Origin of the sequence: Shouchella xiaoxiensis, from assembly GCF_016907895.1 — a bacterium.
GTDB classification, from domain to species: domain Bacteria; phylum Bacillota; class Bacilli; order Bacillales; family Bacillaceae_D; genus Shouchella; species Shouchella xiaoxiensis.
Genome location: NZ_JAFBCV010000004.1, coordinates 279453 through 292646, shown reverse-complemented (window position 1 = coordinate 292646; position 13194 = coordinate 279453). Strand labels below are relative to the sequence as shown.

At 41.6% G+C, this 13194-nt stretch carries 16 protein-coding genes and 1 other annotated feature; of the genes, 3 read left to right on the top strand and 13 right to left on the bottom strand.

What is annotated here, in order from left to right; genetic code table 11:
• Positions 1–260: 260 nt before the first annotated feature.
• The 4 genes from JOC54_RS09015 to JOC54_RS09000 all read right to left on the bottom strand — a co-directional run bounded on the left by JOC54_RS09015 (position 261) and on the right by JOC54_RS09000 (position 4300).
• Positions 261–1346 carry a response regulator aspartate phosphatase gene (locus JOC54_RS09015; protein WP_204465813.1) on the bottom strand — a complete coding sequence of 362 codons (1086 nt, stop codon included), beginning with the start codon at positions 1344–1346 and terminating at the stop codon, positions 261–263.
• 195 nt (positions 1347–1541) lie between these two features.
• On the bottom strand, positions 1542–2012 hold the full coding sequence (locus JOC54_RS09010; RefSeq protein WP_204465810.1) for a DinB family protein: 471 nt from the start codon (positions 2010–2012) through the stop codon (positions 1542–1544).
• 64 nt (positions 2013–2076) lie between these two features.
• On the bottom strand, positions 2077–3540 hold the full coding sequence (locus tag JOC54_RS09005) for an amidase family protein (protein WP_204465808.1): 1464 nt from the start codon (positions 3538–3540) through the stop codon (positions 2077–2079).
• 40 nt (positions 3541–3580) lie between these two features.
• Positions 3581–4300 carry a gamma-glutamyl-gamma-aminobutyrate hydrolase family protein gene (locus JOC54_RS09000; RefSeq protein ID WP_204465805.1) on the bottom strand — a complete coding sequence of 240 codons (720 nt, stop codon included), beginning with the start codon at positions 4298–4300 and terminating at the stop codon, positions 3581–3583.
• A gap of 118 nt (positions 4301–4418) precedes the next feature.
• Here JOC54_RS09000 and JOC54_RS08995 point away from each other — a divergent pair, with 118 nt between their 5' ends.
• Together JOC54_RS08995 and JOC54_RS08990 are read left to right on the top strand one after the other, a co-directional pair.
• Entirely contained in the window at positions 4419–5534 is a 1116-nt protein-coding gene (locus JOC54_RS08995) for an NAD(P)/FAD-dependent oxidoreductase (protein WP_204465803.1), read from the top strand.
• Positions 5535–5582: 48 nt separating this feature from the next.
• On the top strand, positions 5583–6026 hold the full coding sequence (locus JOC54_RS08990) for a DUF4385 domain-containing protein (protein ID WP_035419681.1): 444 nt from the start codon (positions 5583–5585) through the stop codon (positions 6024–6026).
• A 41-nt stretch (positions 6027–6067) separates the two neighbouring features.
• Here the strand turns inward: JOC54_RS08990 and JOC54_RS08985 are convergent, their stop codons facing one another.
• The 9 genes from JOC54_RS08985 to JOC54_RS08945 form a co-directional block, all read right to left on the bottom strand.
• Positions 6068–6217, bottom strand: coding sequence for a hypothetical protein (locus tag JOC54_RS08985; protein ID WP_158332419.1), 150 nt, complete (start codon positions 6215–6217; stop codon positions 6068–6070).
• A gap of 4 nt (positions 6218–6221) precedes the next feature.
• Entirely contained in the window at positions 6222–7400 is a 1179-nt protein-coding gene (locus JOC54_RS08980; protein WP_239586638.1) for an amidohydrolase, read from the bottom strand.
• 51 nt (positions 7401–7451) lie between these two features.
• A complete protein-coding gene (locus JOC54_RS08975) occupies positions 7452–7739 on the bottom strand; it encodes an AbrB/MazE/SpoVT family DNA-binding domain-containing protein (RefSeq protein ID WP_035419685.1) in 288 nt (95 codons plus the stop codon).
• Between the two features lie 221 nt (positions 7740–7960).
• Entirely contained in the window at positions 7961–8239 is a 279-nt protein-coding gene (rpmA, locus tag JOC54_RS08970; RefSeq protein ID WP_204465800.1) for a 50S ribosomal protein L27, read from the bottom strand.
• A 5-nt stretch (positions 8240–8244) separates the two neighbouring features.
• Entirely contained in the window at positions 8245–8583 is a 339-nt protein-coding gene (locus tag JOC54_RS08965) for a ribosomal-processing cysteine protease Prp (protein ID WP_035419687.1), read from the bottom strand.
• Positions 8584–8587: 4 nt separating this feature from the next.
• Positions 8588–8896, bottom strand: a complete 309-nt coding sequence (rplU, locus tag JOC54_RS08960; protein WP_035419689.1) for a 50S ribosomal protein L21 — start codon at positions 8894–8896, stop codon at positions 8588–8590.
• A 12-nt stretch (positions 8897–8908) separates the two neighbouring features.
• Positions 8909–8980, bottom strand: a sequence feature (ribosomal protein L21 leader region).
• A gap of 55 nt (positions 8981–9035) precedes the next feature.
• Positions 9036–10523: an Rne/Rng family ribonuclease gene (locus JOC54_RS08955; protein ID WP_204465798.1), complete on the bottom strand. Its 1488-nt coding sequence runs from the start codon at positions 10521–10523 to the stop codon at positions 9036–9038.
• A gap of 66 nt (positions 10524–10589) precedes the next feature.
• Entirely contained in the window at positions 10590–11423 is an 834-nt protein-coding gene (locus tag JOC54_RS08950; protein WP_204465796.1) for a M50 family metallopeptidase, read from the bottom strand.
• Positions 11416–12153, bottom strand: coding sequence for a M23 family metallopeptidase (locus JOC54_RS08945; protein ID WP_054793181.1), 738 nt, complete (start codon positions 12151–12153; stop codon positions 11416–11418). The genes JOC54_RS08950 and JOC54_RS08945 overlap by 8 nt, the downstream gene beginning before the upstream one ends.
• A 122-nt stretch (positions 12154–12275) precedes the next feature.
• Between JOC54_RS08945 and JOC54_RS08940 the strand changes: the two genes are divergently transcribed.
• Positions 12276–13193 (top strand): aldo/keto reductase, encoded by a 918-nt coding sequence (locus JOC54_RS08940; RefSeq protein WP_204465794.1) that lies wholly within the window; start codon positions 12276–12278, stop codon positions 13191–13193.
• The last annotated feature ends 1 nt before the right edge of the window (position 13194 follow it).

Here is a 13194-nt window from a genome sequence, read left to right as displayed (position 1 = left end):
TATGGAAGGCGTGTTTGCAAAAGTTAGCGATTTTAATGTAATGGACTTGTTTTTTCAAACGGTTGAATACCAAAATCTTCAACAGATGAACTGTCCAGTGAAGCATCGAAACAATTAAACCAATTGTTATTTTTCGCTTTATTATTATAGTCCGGTAATAGGCTTATCAAGCGATTGAATACTCATATCATCACCAGCAGATTCACTTATTGATGGCAGGGATAAAGCAATAGCGATACCTATAATAAAAATCCATTTCTTCAAATTTGATCAACTCCTAATGTTGAGACCTTCTGCTTAGCATTATAGGCTTTCTGCGGAAATGAGAATGCTTGCTTAAAAGATTCCTTTTCTTGAAAATAGGCAGAAAGTTCTTCTGACAGTTCATTAACTTCGTAGTAAAAATGCATCTCTTCTAACTGGTTTAATTCCTCTAACAACTGATTATAATTTCTATTAACGTAGATATTTTCAAGAATTTGACATCGTAACGAGTATTCTTTAAGGTTCAACAGCAATGAACCATTTTTCGCAACTTCTAAATGTGTTACTGCTTTTTTATCTTCCCTTAGATGAAACAATGTTCTGGCAAGATTATAATGAGTTGTTATATGTATAAGTTGACCAGAATATTTTTCATCCTTCAACACTTCTTCATAATGTCCTTTAGCAACAAGAAAGTCCTTTTTGCGGTACGCATTAATCCCCAACGTTCTTAACAAAATTAATTTAGTGTACGGATAGAACTTCGCTGTATGGATAGACTCTACTAACATTTCTTCTGCTTTTTCAAACATACGTGCCTCTGAAAAAATACCTGCTAATAAATTGGAACAATACAATACTCGCTCGGTATACTGCAAGCGTTGAAAGCTTAGTATTGCGTCCTCCAAGTAAGAGGCTGCATAAGCATTATGGTCAATTCGTTGAAGTGCTGCCCCCATAAAATAATGAAACTCCGCTTCTTCCGCCTCATCATTCACATACTCGAGCAGACGCTCAGCTTTTCGAAACAGCTTTATTGCTGAGCGATAGCGTTCATGCATAAATTCATGTTGACCGCTTACAAAGTAATACAGGTAGCGGAGCATATTATCGATTGACTCTTCCGCTGTTGCACTGACGCGACGAAGCATTTCGTCGCCTTCGTCTTCATTTGTTGATTGATAAATCATCATGTTGAATCGGTACTCCACTAGCGAATAATACGCAAGGATCCTGTCGCTTTGTTCCAATTTCTCTAGGAGTTGTTTGATTTCCATCTGCAGAAGCACGGCTTGATCAACCGAGCGAGCGATGATACAGCTGTACCATTCGACAACCTTTGCGCCAACTTCTTTCCGCACGTACGATAGATGACATTTATTGGCCTCCTTTCAACTTGTTTCCATTATACCTCATTCCATAATAAATGTAAGAAAAATAGAATATTTCCCAATAAACAATATGCTATTTTTAAAAAATTGTCGGTTCTCGGCTACACATGCCAAAAACAGTTGAGTATCAAGTATACTCAACTGTTTTTGCTTCATTTGTTTGAGTTAAGACTGTTCTTTCGTTGGACCATACACGCCAGGAACTGCTAAGCCTGCTTGTCTAAGTAAGACGGTCATTTGACCACGATGATGGGTTTGATGGTTGATCAACATTCGCATGATTGCGCTTTTAGGCATTTGTGTGCCTAGGGCATCGACGAATTCGACAATTGAGTCATCTGTTTCATTCGCTTCTACCGCATTGAGAATAGCTTCACTCATCTTTTCATACGAACTTGCGATTAACGAAGCGCTGCTCGGCTGCGTATCAGGTAAATCAACGTCTAACTTGATTCCCATTTCCCCCGCAAAAAACAACGGTGTCGTCGTTAAATGCCAGCCGAGCCAACCAAGTGTATTATGCCCTTCTTCAATTGCTTGTCCTAACTTCTCATCACTTACTGCGTCAAGTACGGACTTAGTCAAGTTCGCTTCATTTTTCCATTCTTGTAAGAAATCGTCTACTTTGCGATACATATACATCCGCTCCTTTAATTCGTTTTCCTTCTTCAGTATAGTCAATTCAGAAGAGCGATTGCAACTAGCGCGCTCCACACCAGAGCTCACTTTCCTCAAGCAAACGGGCTAATTGTAGTAGCAGATGCTCGCACCCTTTTGTTGCCATTGCCTGTACGCCGATTGGCAAGCCAGCCTCGCTTACCATGACAGGCAGTGAAATCGCTGGTTGCCCTGTTAGATTAGCAAGCTGGGTAAAGGGGGTGTAGGTTAAGCTCGGCAAAAACATCTCATAAACAAGATCAAGCTTATCTATCACGGTCCCTTTTAAGACCGCTTCTTTTAATGCCTGTTCCTGCTCTGAACTCGGCGTCAGTTCGCCAACAAGAGGTGCTGTCTGTGCCGTTGCTGGAGTCAAATATAAATCATAAATGTTGTGGAACTCTATTGCTTTTGCAGCGGCTTGATCCCAAGCGGTTAAGCTCTGTGCATAAGCACTTGCCCGGACTTCTTTCCCACATTCCGCCAGTACCCAAGATTCTGTTTCAAAATCATCGGCGTGTAGCTGCCGATTAAACCCTCGCTCTAGTCTATCCCGCAGGCTTGCCATTTCCCCAGCATTCATTAAATAATACTGTTTCATTAATTCAATGCCATCGATCGTAGGCGTTGCTTCTTCTACTTGATGACCGAGCTGTTCAAGCAGAGAAACGGTCTTCATAACTGCTTTTTTTGCTATTCCACTGACAGGTGTACCCACTGGAGATTCAAGTGAATAGGCAATCCGCCATTTCTTTGACTTTTTATGTAACGATTGTTCATAACCATGCTCATACAGCGGTGTATGAAAAGCCGCCTCGGGTTGATAAACTTGCAGGACATCAAGTGAACGAGCGCAATCACGCACCGAGCGCGTTAGCACAAAATCAATTGCTGCTCCTTGCCACTGTCTCCCCGCACCAGGACCTACTGGGGTTCGTCCCCTTGTTGGCTTTAATCCAACTAGACCAGTGAAGGATGCTGGTATGCGAATCGACCCTCCGCCGTCGCTTGCACCTGCAATCGGTACGATTCCACTTGCAACAGCTGCGGCCGCTCCGCCGCTTGATCCACCAGGAGAATGCGCTTGATTATGGGGGTTTCTTGTCGGCCCATGAAGCTTAGGTTCAGTGATGTTTTTCAAGCCAAATTCAGGCGCATTTGTATATCCCGCCATCTTAAAACCAGCTTGCTGAAGTCTGCTTGTATAATGACTGGTCACTCCTGCTTTCGCTTCGTTAAACAATTTACTTCCAGACGTAAGCACATCGCCTTTAATGGATTGGGAAGAATTTTTCAATAAAAAGGGGACACCCAAAAAGGGGCCTTTTTCTACCATTGTTTCTTGATGGGTTTCTTTTTCACGGGTCGATATAACGGCATTTAAGCTAGCTTCTTGCTTCATTCCTTCAAAACAAGCTTCCAGTAAATCTCCGTGGCTAACCTCCCTCTTTAAAACAAGCTCAGCAAGTCCGATTCCATCAAACGTTTTATAATCACGAAAGTACATGTCTATCTCCTCCTCTCCCTCTAGTATAAAAGAAAGAACATCACGATGCAGGTGATGTCCCTTTGTACCATTTACATGCTTGAATAAAAGCAGCGAACAAGTTTGCAGAAGCGACATCTTTCATATGCTCAGGATGCCACTGAACACCGACTTGAAAGACATCGTCTGTTCGTTCAATGGCTTCAATGACTCCATCAGTTGTCCATGCTGTTGCTTTAAACGAAGAAGGAACTTGTCGAACAGCTTGATGATGAAAGCTGTTCACCAGCAGTTCATTACCATTTGCGATTGAAGCAAGACGTGAATGCTTTGCAAGAGAAAGACGATGACTGCCATATCCGCGAGGTGCGACTTGACGGTGTTGAATAAGTGGCTGGTTGAATTGACTTGGCAAGTCCTGATACATATCGCCACCTGCTGCAATGGCTAGTATCTGCACGCCACGACAGATTGCTAATATCGGCATCTCTCTTTTTAATGCAGCTTGAGCAATGGCAAGCTCAAATTCGTCTCGCTCTGGCGTAATACTTCCTAATGCCGGATGGGGATCCTCATTAAAGAGGCCCGGATTTATATCGCCTCCACCTGTAAGCAAAATTCCATCAAGTGCAGCGACATAGTGCTCCGCTTTCTTAGGAGCAAGATTCGGTAAGACAACAGGCAGTATATGTGCATGATCTAGCGCAAACACATTATCAAGCGCCGTACTTAATCTGCCTTCTTCCACAATTGATGATGAAACGCCTATCATGATGCTCATAAATCATATCCTCCTTCGTATCATGTGACTGCATTTTACCATATGGTTTTTCGTTAGTTGACACGCATGGTTCATTTCGCTACGATTGGATGCGAAGCGCATTAGAGAGGATCGTGTTATGAAGCAGATTGTTATTATTGGTGGCGGTATTCTTGGCAGCTCAACCGCATTTCATTTGTCTCAGCAAGGACATGCCGTCACCGTCATAGATGAAAATCATCGTGGAAAAGCGACTCATGCTGCTGCAGGTATTATATGCCCTTGGGTGTCAAAAAGACGTAATCAAGCATGGTATCAACTTGTTAAAGCAGGAGCTGCTTACTACCCACAATTAATGAAAAACTTGCAAATGCTGAATCAAACAAACAGTGGCTATAAAAAAACAGGTGCACTCTGGCTCCATGATCGTGAAGATAATTTAATGGATACATACGGACGAGCGCAACAAAAGCGACTTGATGCTCCGGAAATGGGGAGAGTTTCCCTGCTCTCGCCTAAAGAGGTTCAGAGCCATATCCCCGCACTAGCGGAACGATTTTCTGGGGTATTCATCGAAGGCGGTGCAAGAGTTGATGGAATGGCGTTAAATCGTTCATTGCAGCAGGCTGCTGAACAGCACGGTGCCGTCTTTCTAAAAGGCAGGGCAGATCTGAGACGGACTGCTTCTGATCAACTTCAAGTGATTTATAATGAGGAAGTCATCCCCTCTGATGAACTTGTAGTGACAAATGGAGCTTGGGCTAAAGCACTTGGAGATTCGATTCATCTGACGATTCAAGTGGCTGAACAAAAAGCACAAATTGTACATTTACAAACAAATCATGACACAGCCAATTGGCCCGTGATTATGCCTCCTGGTCCCCAGTACCTGCTTGCTTTTGAAAACGGCAAGATCGTTGCGGGTTCAACCCATGAAGACAACACTCAGTTTAATCCAGCCGTTACCGCTGGCGGAATGAATGAAATCTTTAGTGGTTTGCTTGATTATGCACCAGGCTTGAGTGAAGCTGAATGGATTGAAACACGTGTAGGTTTCCGCCCAGTTGTTCCCCATTATTTGCCTGTTTTTGGTGCTCTGCCTGAGTTTAGGAACGTCTGGCTTGCGAATGGCTTAGGCTCAAGTGGGCTTACGACTGGACCCTATATTGGCTACCTGTTATCAGAGCTCATTCAGAATAGACAACATGTTGATAACAATACGCTCTATCCAGTTTCCTCGATCATTGGTGATTAGTTAATAAGAACGAAGGGTATTCTTGTTTAATACAAGGAGGTTCTTGTAATGGGTTTTTATGATGAGATCGATAAATCAACTGACTTCAGAAAACACCCCGAGAAATACCGTGTTGGCAGAGGTGAACAAGGCGTTTTAATGGTTGAACCTTATAAAAGCGAAATCGTTCAACATTGGCGGTTTAAAACACCTGAAATTGCAACGACATCTTCCGAAAAAATCTATGCGATGTTTGAGAACTACCTTAAGCAAGATGATTTCGTCGGAATGGATATGGCTCGAAAATTTTTACAGATGGGCTATACACGCGCACGACGCTATGCCAATTATCCAGGCGGTAAGAAATACGACCAAGACGGCAATGTAAACGAACGCGATATTGATGAAGAGAAAGCAGAAGCCGCCGCTATCTTTGAACAAAAATGGATCCAAGCAAGAGAAAACAAAGACTATCTTAAACGAAAAAAAGCACATCAGCAGAAATACGGCTGATGTGCTTTTTCATAGTCTATTAGCTTCTTTCGCACTTGCAATTACTCATTGTGGTTAAAATTTTGTCTGATCTGCGCTTCAAGCAAAGCCCGTTTGGTAATCCATCTTTTTCGTTCTTGTTCTGAGTGCGCAAACCAAATTGAATGGTACAGTTGAGCCATTCGCTCTTGCTCTTTTTTCTCGAAAGCCACTAATTTACACGTCCTTTGTCATCACTTCCTCATTAGTATAGACGGCCATTCCATTTATAAACGTATTCATTACAACCGTGCCCGTTTCGAGCGGGTGTCCACTCCAGATGACGACATCAGCATCCTTTCCTGCCTCAAGCGTTCCAACTTCTGTATTAAGCTGTAAATGTTCAGCAGCCCAGATCGTTATCGCCTTCAACATCGTCTCACGGTCGACTCCGTACTTTAATGCATATGAAGCAGTTGTTGTTAAATGTTCGATTGGGATCACTGGATGATCTGTTGTTATGGAAAAAGGAATGCCTTTTTCAGCAAATACAGCAACTGTCTTCCAGCTTTTTTCCGCAAGTTCTTGTTTCGAGCGGGACGACATCGTTGGGCCAATCGTGAATCTAAATCCACATGTTTCAAGCTCATTGGCAATTAAATGTCCTTCCGTCACATGCTCAATTGTCAGCTTGAGTGAAAATTCTTTAGCAATTCGAAGAATCGTTTGAATATCATCCGCTCTGTGAGCATGAACACGTAATGGCAGCTCTCCTTTTATGACAGGCATCAACTGTTCCATGCCGAGATCACGCGTTTCTATTTTCCCAGTTTCTTTCTTGTTCGCATAATCCTGTGCCCGCATTAGTTCCTGTCTCAATACCGCAGCTACACCCATTCGTGTCAACGGTGCTTTCCCTTTTGATCCATAGACCGTTTTAGGATTTTCACCGAGAGCGACCTTCATCGCGGACGGTGCTTGCACAATCATCTCTTCAACATTTGTACCCGCTGTTTTAATGACACAGGTTTCTCCACCAATCACATTCGCACTGCCCGGAAGTACTTGAACCATTGTAATTCCAGCTTTTCTAGCATCGCTAAAGCCACTGTCTCTTGGATTGATCGCATCAATGGCTCGTACTTCTGGGGTAGAAACCGCAGATGTTTCATTAAAATCATGACCTGCTCGTCCAATATCTTGCGTATGAACACCTAAATGTGTATGTACATCGATAATCCCTGGCGTAACCCAACCTCCCGCAGCATCAATAATAACTGCCTTCTCTGGGATCCTTAGCTGATGACCAATCGCTTTAATTCGACTTCCCTCTATTAGTAACGTTAAATGATTTCCCTGATTCTCTGTACCAGACCATACATACCCATTAATAATTGCTGTTACCATTATTGCCATCCCCATTTCTCCGTTTCATTTAATCTAAAAAACACCGAAGCCTGGTTTTGGCTAGCGGTGTTGTCGCTCTACTTTCAATTCTAATTCTTGGATTAACTTTTCTGCGCCCTCTTTACTTAAGACAATGCTCCCATTTGCAATTGATAAATTCTCATCAGAGCTTTCTCCAGTAATAATACATGCACTATAAGGCTGATACTTTTCCAAAACAATTTGGTCTCCGTCAATTAAAATAGCAAGGGGGGTTTTGATTTCAATATTTAACATGCTGCGTAATTCTTTTGGTATAACAATTCTACCCAACTGATCTAACTTTCTTACAATACCTGTTGATTTCATTTTCACATCTCCTCCACCCTAATAATTCCTTATTTTCCCTATTCATGTATACGTCTAGTTTACTTCATCTTCCAATCTTTTAAAAGTCTATTTCGACAAAAATAGTGTTAAGTAGTACCACAATTCCAAAAGCTGCTAGTCAACCTAGTGCTTTATGATCATTTTTCAGACAGCTTTTTTCGACAAAAAAAAGAACCTTTGCTTAGGCAAAGGTTCTTTTTTTATGCTGGATACACGCTCACTTGTTTGCGATCGCGTCCGACACGCTCATACTTTACAACTCCGTCAACTTTGGCGAATAATGTATCATCGCCACCTTTTCCAACGTTGTTCCCAGGATATACACGAGTGCCGCGTTGACGCACAAGGATTGATCCACCAGTTACAGTTTGACCGTCAGAACGTTTAGCACCAAGACGTTTTGAACGTGAGTCACGTCCGTTCTTTGTGCTACCTACCCCTTTTTTCGATGCGAAAAATTGAAGGTCCATTCTCAACATGAAAGTCACCTCCTGTCTATTTCTACAGTGATAAATGAAGGATATGTCTCCATCATTGCTTCTAAGGATAATTTTAGCCCTTGCAACAACAACTGAACATCTTCAAAAATACGAGTAGTTAACCCGCTCGGGACAGCACACTTAAGGTAACCGCCCTCTCCAGCTGAATCCACGACAATGTCGACATCACAAAGTGCATGAATCGCATTTACTGCTCCAATCGAAACAGCAGATGCCCCAGCACATACAATGTCTTGACCGTGAGGACCAGCTTCCGCATGTCCACTCATTACAAATGCAACGATATCTTCATGCTGATTTTGCTGTATACGAACATGTATCATCGGATTAACCGTTGATTTTTCCGATTACAACTTTAGTGTAAGGTTGGCGATGACCTTGCTTACGACGGTAGTTTTTCTTCGCTTTCATTTTGTAGACGATAATTTTCTTATTACGGCCATGTTTTTCAACAGTTCCTGTAACAGAGGCACCTTCTACAAATGGAACTCCAACTTTCGCTGAATCTCCACCTACGAATAAAACTTTGTCAAAGCTAACTTCAGCTCCAGCCTCTGCGTCTAATTTTTCAACGTAGATTTCTTGACCTTCTACTACTTTGATTTGTTTTCCACCAGTTTCAATAATTGCGTACATCTCTGCACCTCCTCATAACATCAGACTCGCCATTATAGGCAGGGATTATCCTTTAAAACCTAATCTGCGCGGTTGTAAGTTCATTGGGTGCGACCAATTCACTAACACTCCACATCTTAGCATAAGCAAGAGAGAGCTGTCAATCTTGTTCTGACGCACGTTTAGTATAAATGATTGCCTCTTCATTAGACCCGGCATAAACGATTTGATAGGGTTGATGACTGCATAGTCTCTGCTTCAAATCCAGTTGAAGATAAAGCGTTGTTCCTGTCCATGCTTCTAGTCGTTCTTTTTGTACATTATCTGCGTCAAACATCAAATGATTGAGCTCAGGCGTTACCTTCACAACCACTGACTGATCTCTATAGGTTAGAAGCAATCGCTCTAATTCAAACGCATGGGCATGTATTGACAGGGCTCCTCCACTGCCTTTACAGACGCTGCATTCCGTTGACAGACTTTGCTTTATAGAGTGTCTTGTTTTTTTTCTAGTCATCTCAAGCAGACCTAACTGTGTAAATCCTTTAATGCTCGTCTTAATTCGATCTTTCGTTAATTCCTTTTCCATAAGGGACAGAATTCGGTTCCTAGCAGTATCATCCGCCATATCAATAAAATCAATAATGATAATTCCGCTATAATTGCGCAAGCGAATCTGTTTACAAATGTCGACTACAGCTTGTTTATTAACGGTAAATGCGGTTTCAGCTTGATTATGTTTCCCCGTATATTTACCTGAATTCACATCGATCACCGTCATCGCTTCGGCCTCATCAAAGACAAGAAACGAGCCGTTTTTTAGCCAATAGCGTCTTTTCTGTGCTTTCTCCAACTGATTATTAATCTCTTCAAATGAAGAGCCCTGATGAGGATAGAGACGAATGCGATCAATCCACTTCCCCCCCACTAACCGTCTAAGCAATTGAAAATCATTGTAATCATCAACGACCCATTCTTGAAGCGGCTCCATTAAATAGCTTTTAATCAATGTCTCCATTAGTGAGGAAGCTTGGTAGAGTAAAAATGGGGGTTTCGATTGCTCTTCTTGCTTGGTATGGAACCAAAGGGAACGTAAAAATGCTAATTCCTCGCTAATAGCCGCAGTATCTTGTTCAGCTGCTTGCGTACGTACAATGACACCTTCTTGACCTTGTAAAAAAGGCTCAATTGCTTTTGCTAGCTCCGTTCTTTTTTCGTCACTTGCGATTCTCCTTGAAATAGCAACATAATTTCCTTCAGGCATATAAACCAAATGACTTCCTGGAATCGAAACAACCCCAGAAAGTCGAGGTCCTTTGTCGCCAACGCCTTCTTTCGTTACTTGAACGGTTAACTCCATTCCTTTTGAAAGGTAAGATGTAATGCTTTTCTTTTCTTTTGTTTCATCACGATCTAAATGATAAGAAAGCAATTCATCTCGATGAATAAATCCATTTTTATCCATACCAATATTAATAAATGCAGCTTGCATTCCAGGTAACACTTTATCCACTTTCCCTTTAAATACACTTCCAACTAGCTTAGGGATATGGTCACTTTCAATAAACCATTCAACGGCATCACCATTCTCCATGACGACTGCTTCGCGTTTAAGTGGGCTTTTTGTCATTCGAATTGTTTGTTTCATTACACTTCACCTTCACTTCTGTTCATATTGTACTTGAAGTAAAGGTGAGACACAATTAAGACCTCGCTAAATCAACGTCTTCACAGGAACATAAATACCTTTAGTAAAATAGACTGATAAAAGTTTTTTTTCATCTACTTCAACGACATTCTCTTGATCACGAATGAAGATACGGTGAATAGTATGTCGTTTAAATTTTGCGACTACATCGTTCAGCTGTTGGTGGGCTTCAACCGAGATCGTGACCGTTTTCTTTGAAGTAACATCTTCTTTTTTTGTCATTAAAAATCGGATAAACCGGTAATTGCGCTGTTTAAATTCAAGAAACTGGGCGACGCATAAAAAGAGAAATATAATGACTAAATTTAAGTGAAGTGGAAAGAAGCTTATAAAGCACAAACTTAACAGCAGACATGTACATGACAGATAAAGTGACCATGCACTTGCTCGTTTAAATGATGTAATTTGAAATAAGAACAGCTGTACAAGTCTTCCTCCATCTAATGGATAAATTGGCAACAAGTTAAAGAGCAGAATAGCGAGGTTATGACCGATAAAAAGCTGGTGATCAGCGATCGACCAAAAAGACGTTTCCACAAGCATAAATGATAGCCCCAATAGCCAAAAATGCTGGAGAGGACCAAATAAGACGATGAGCAATTCTTCCTTGAGCGGACGAATTCCTCCAGGTTCAACCTCTGCTGCACCACCAAATGGCATAAGTTCAATTTTTATGACTTTCCAACCGAAGAAATGGGCCATCCACGCATGACCCATTTCATGGATAAAGACAATCGTTAAGATCATTAGTACTTCCTTAAAGCGACCCGTTAAGACACCTAACCCGATAATAAGCCAGAAGAGAGGGTGAATACGAATCTTCGTTACGATCTTAATCAAAATCGATCACTTTGCTTGGATCAATATATTCGCCTTCTTGTTTGATTGCAAAATAAAACAAAGCTGATTGCTCATCGTCTGGTTGAGAGACCGTTCCAATAACTGAACCACTTGTTAAAATGTCATAGGGACGAACAGCTATATCATCGAGCATGCCATAGACGGACGTTGAGCCATCTGGATGCTGCAGTTCAATTGTCTTGCCAAGCTCTGATTCACCATCGGCATTGACTTCAATGACATGCCCACCCTTTACAGCTTTCACTTCCTCACCACTACCTGTTTCCAATAAGATTCCCTGACCATGTTCTGAGAAGCTTTCACGAATCACGCCTGATGCAGGTACAGCATAATCAAGCATGTTTTCACTTTCATTTACTTGTTCCCTTTGATCTGGTAAAAGTTGCAATGGGGATCCAAATGTTTGTTCAAAAAAAGCAGAGACAGCAGCGAATTGAAAATGATCTTCAAAAGAACTTTCAACGAATGCTTGCACAGGTTCCAATTGCGCTTGTGATGATTGTGACGCTATCCCAATTGCGAAAAACAAACAACCTGCTATTACAATTTGTAATAAGAATCGGTTCAGCCCGTTCGGCTTTTTCCTGCTCGTGACCTGATCACTATATTTGTCCTCAGTATCACTAGCTTTAGCATACTTTACGGGTACAGACTTTTGTTGTTGTCGTCGTGCTGCAATTTGTTTTTCGATTCGTTTCCGGGCATCCATTGTATTAACCCCTTTCGCTAATAAAACCGTTCTAGGCTTAATTAATCGTATGACTTGTCCTTGACATGTATTCAGATTAATCCTAAATTAAAATGGGAATAGGTAGGAAGAGGAGTGATTCAATGAATAAGCGAAGATTAGGCAAGTCCGACTTATACGTGAGTGAACTAGGCTTAGGAGCCATGTCATTAGGAACAGACAAAGCAAAAGCGACTGAGATTATCGAAGCAGCCTTGTCACTCGGCGTTAATTATGTTGATACTGCCGACTTATATGATTATGGCGAAAACGAGGAAATTATTGGCGCTGCCATAAAAGGAAAAAGAGATCAGTTGGTCATTGCTTCTAAAGCAGGAAATCGCTTTACGAAAGGCAAAGAAGGATGGGAATGGGACCCTTCAAAAAAACATATAAAACAAGCATTAAAGGACAGTCTTAAGCGTTTGCAACTGGACTATATTGATCTCTATCAGCTTCACGGTGGAACGATTGATGATCCTATCGATGAGACGATTGAAGCGTTTGATGAGCTCAAGCAAGATGGACTAATTCGGGAATACGGCATTTCTTCCATTAGGCCAAATGTAATTAAGGCATTTGCAGAGCGTTCAAATATTGTATCGGTTATGATGCAGTACAGCATTCTTGATCGCCGCCCAGAAGAATATTTCCCTTTCTTAAAAGAACAGAACATCAGCGTTGTTGCGCGAGGTCCCGTTGCTAAAGGTATTCTAAGTGACAAACCAATAAGCGCTACAAAAGCAGATAAAGAGGGTTACCTTAGCTATTCCGCAAAAGAGCTGAAGCAAATTCGTGACCTCTTTATGCAAAATTACGGCAGTGACCACACGAATGTGGAGCTTGCTCTTCAATATTGTTTAGCTCATCAACCCGTTGCAGCTGTTGTAACAGGAGCGAGCTCAATCGATCAGCTCAAACAAAACATTCAAGCCGTTGAAAAAGGGACATTATCTGATCAAGAAGTTGAAAATATCGCTCGAATCTCAAAACAAGAAACGTACGAGCAACACAGGTTTTAAA

What these genes read in the sequence shown, in the direction of transcription:
- JOC54_RS09010 (WP_204465810.1), bottom strand. Translation starts at nt 2,012, where the DNA reads ATGTATCGCAAAGTAGACGATTTCTTACAAGAATGGAAAAATGAAGCG.
- JOC54_RS09005 (WP_204465808.1), bottom strand. Translation starts at nt 3,540, where the DNA reads ATGTACTTTCGTGATTATAAAACGTTTGATGGAATCGGACTTGCTGAG.
- JOC54_RS09000 (WP_204465805.1), bottom strand. Translation starts at nt 4,300, where the DNA reads ATGAGCATCATGATAGGCGTTTCATCATCAATTGTGGAAGAAGGCAGA.
- JOC54_RS08995 (WP_204465803.1), top strand. Translation starts at nt 4,419, where the DNA reads ATGAAGCAGATTGTTATTATTGGTGGCGGTATTCTTGGCAGCTCAACC.
- JOC54_RS08990 (WP_035419681.1), top strand. Translation starts at nt 5,583, where the DNA reads ATGGGTTTTTATGATGAGATCGATAAATCAACTGACTTCAGAAAACAC.
- JOC54_RS08980 (WP_239586638.1), bottom strand. Translation starts at nt 7,400, where the DNA reads ATGGCAATAATGGTAACAGCAATTATTAATGGGTATGTATGGTCTGGT.
- JOC54_RS08975 (WP_035419685.1), bottom strand. Translation starts at nt 7,739, where the DNA reads ATGAAATCAACAGGTATTGTAAGAAAGTTAGATCAGTTGGGTAGAATT.
- rpmA (WP_204465800.1), bottom strand. Translation starts at nt 8,239, where the DNA reads ATGTTGAGAATGGACCTTCAATTTTTCGCATCGAAAAAAGGGGTAGGT.
- JOC54_RS08965 (WP_035419687.1), bottom strand. Translation starts at nt 8,583, where the DNA reads ATGATACATGTTCGTATACAGCAAAATCAGCATGAAGATATCGTTGCA.
- rplU (WP_035419689.1), bottom strand. Translation starts at nt 8,896, where the DNA reads ATGTACGCAATTATTGAAACTGGTGGAAAACAAATCAAAGTAGTAGAA.
- JOC54_RS08955 (WP_204465798.1), bottom strand. Translation starts at nt 10,523, where the DNA reads ATGAAACAAACAATTCGAATGACAAAAAGCCCACTTAAACGCGAAGCA.
- JOC54_RS08945 (WP_054793181.1), bottom strand. Translation starts at nt 12,153, where the DNA reads ATGGATGCCCGGAAACGAATCGAAAAACAAATTGCAGCACGACGACAA.
- JOC54_RS08940 (WP_204465794.1), top strand. Translation starts at nt 12,276, where the DNA reads ATGAATAAGCGAAGATTAGGCAAGTCCGACTTATACGTGAGTGAACTA.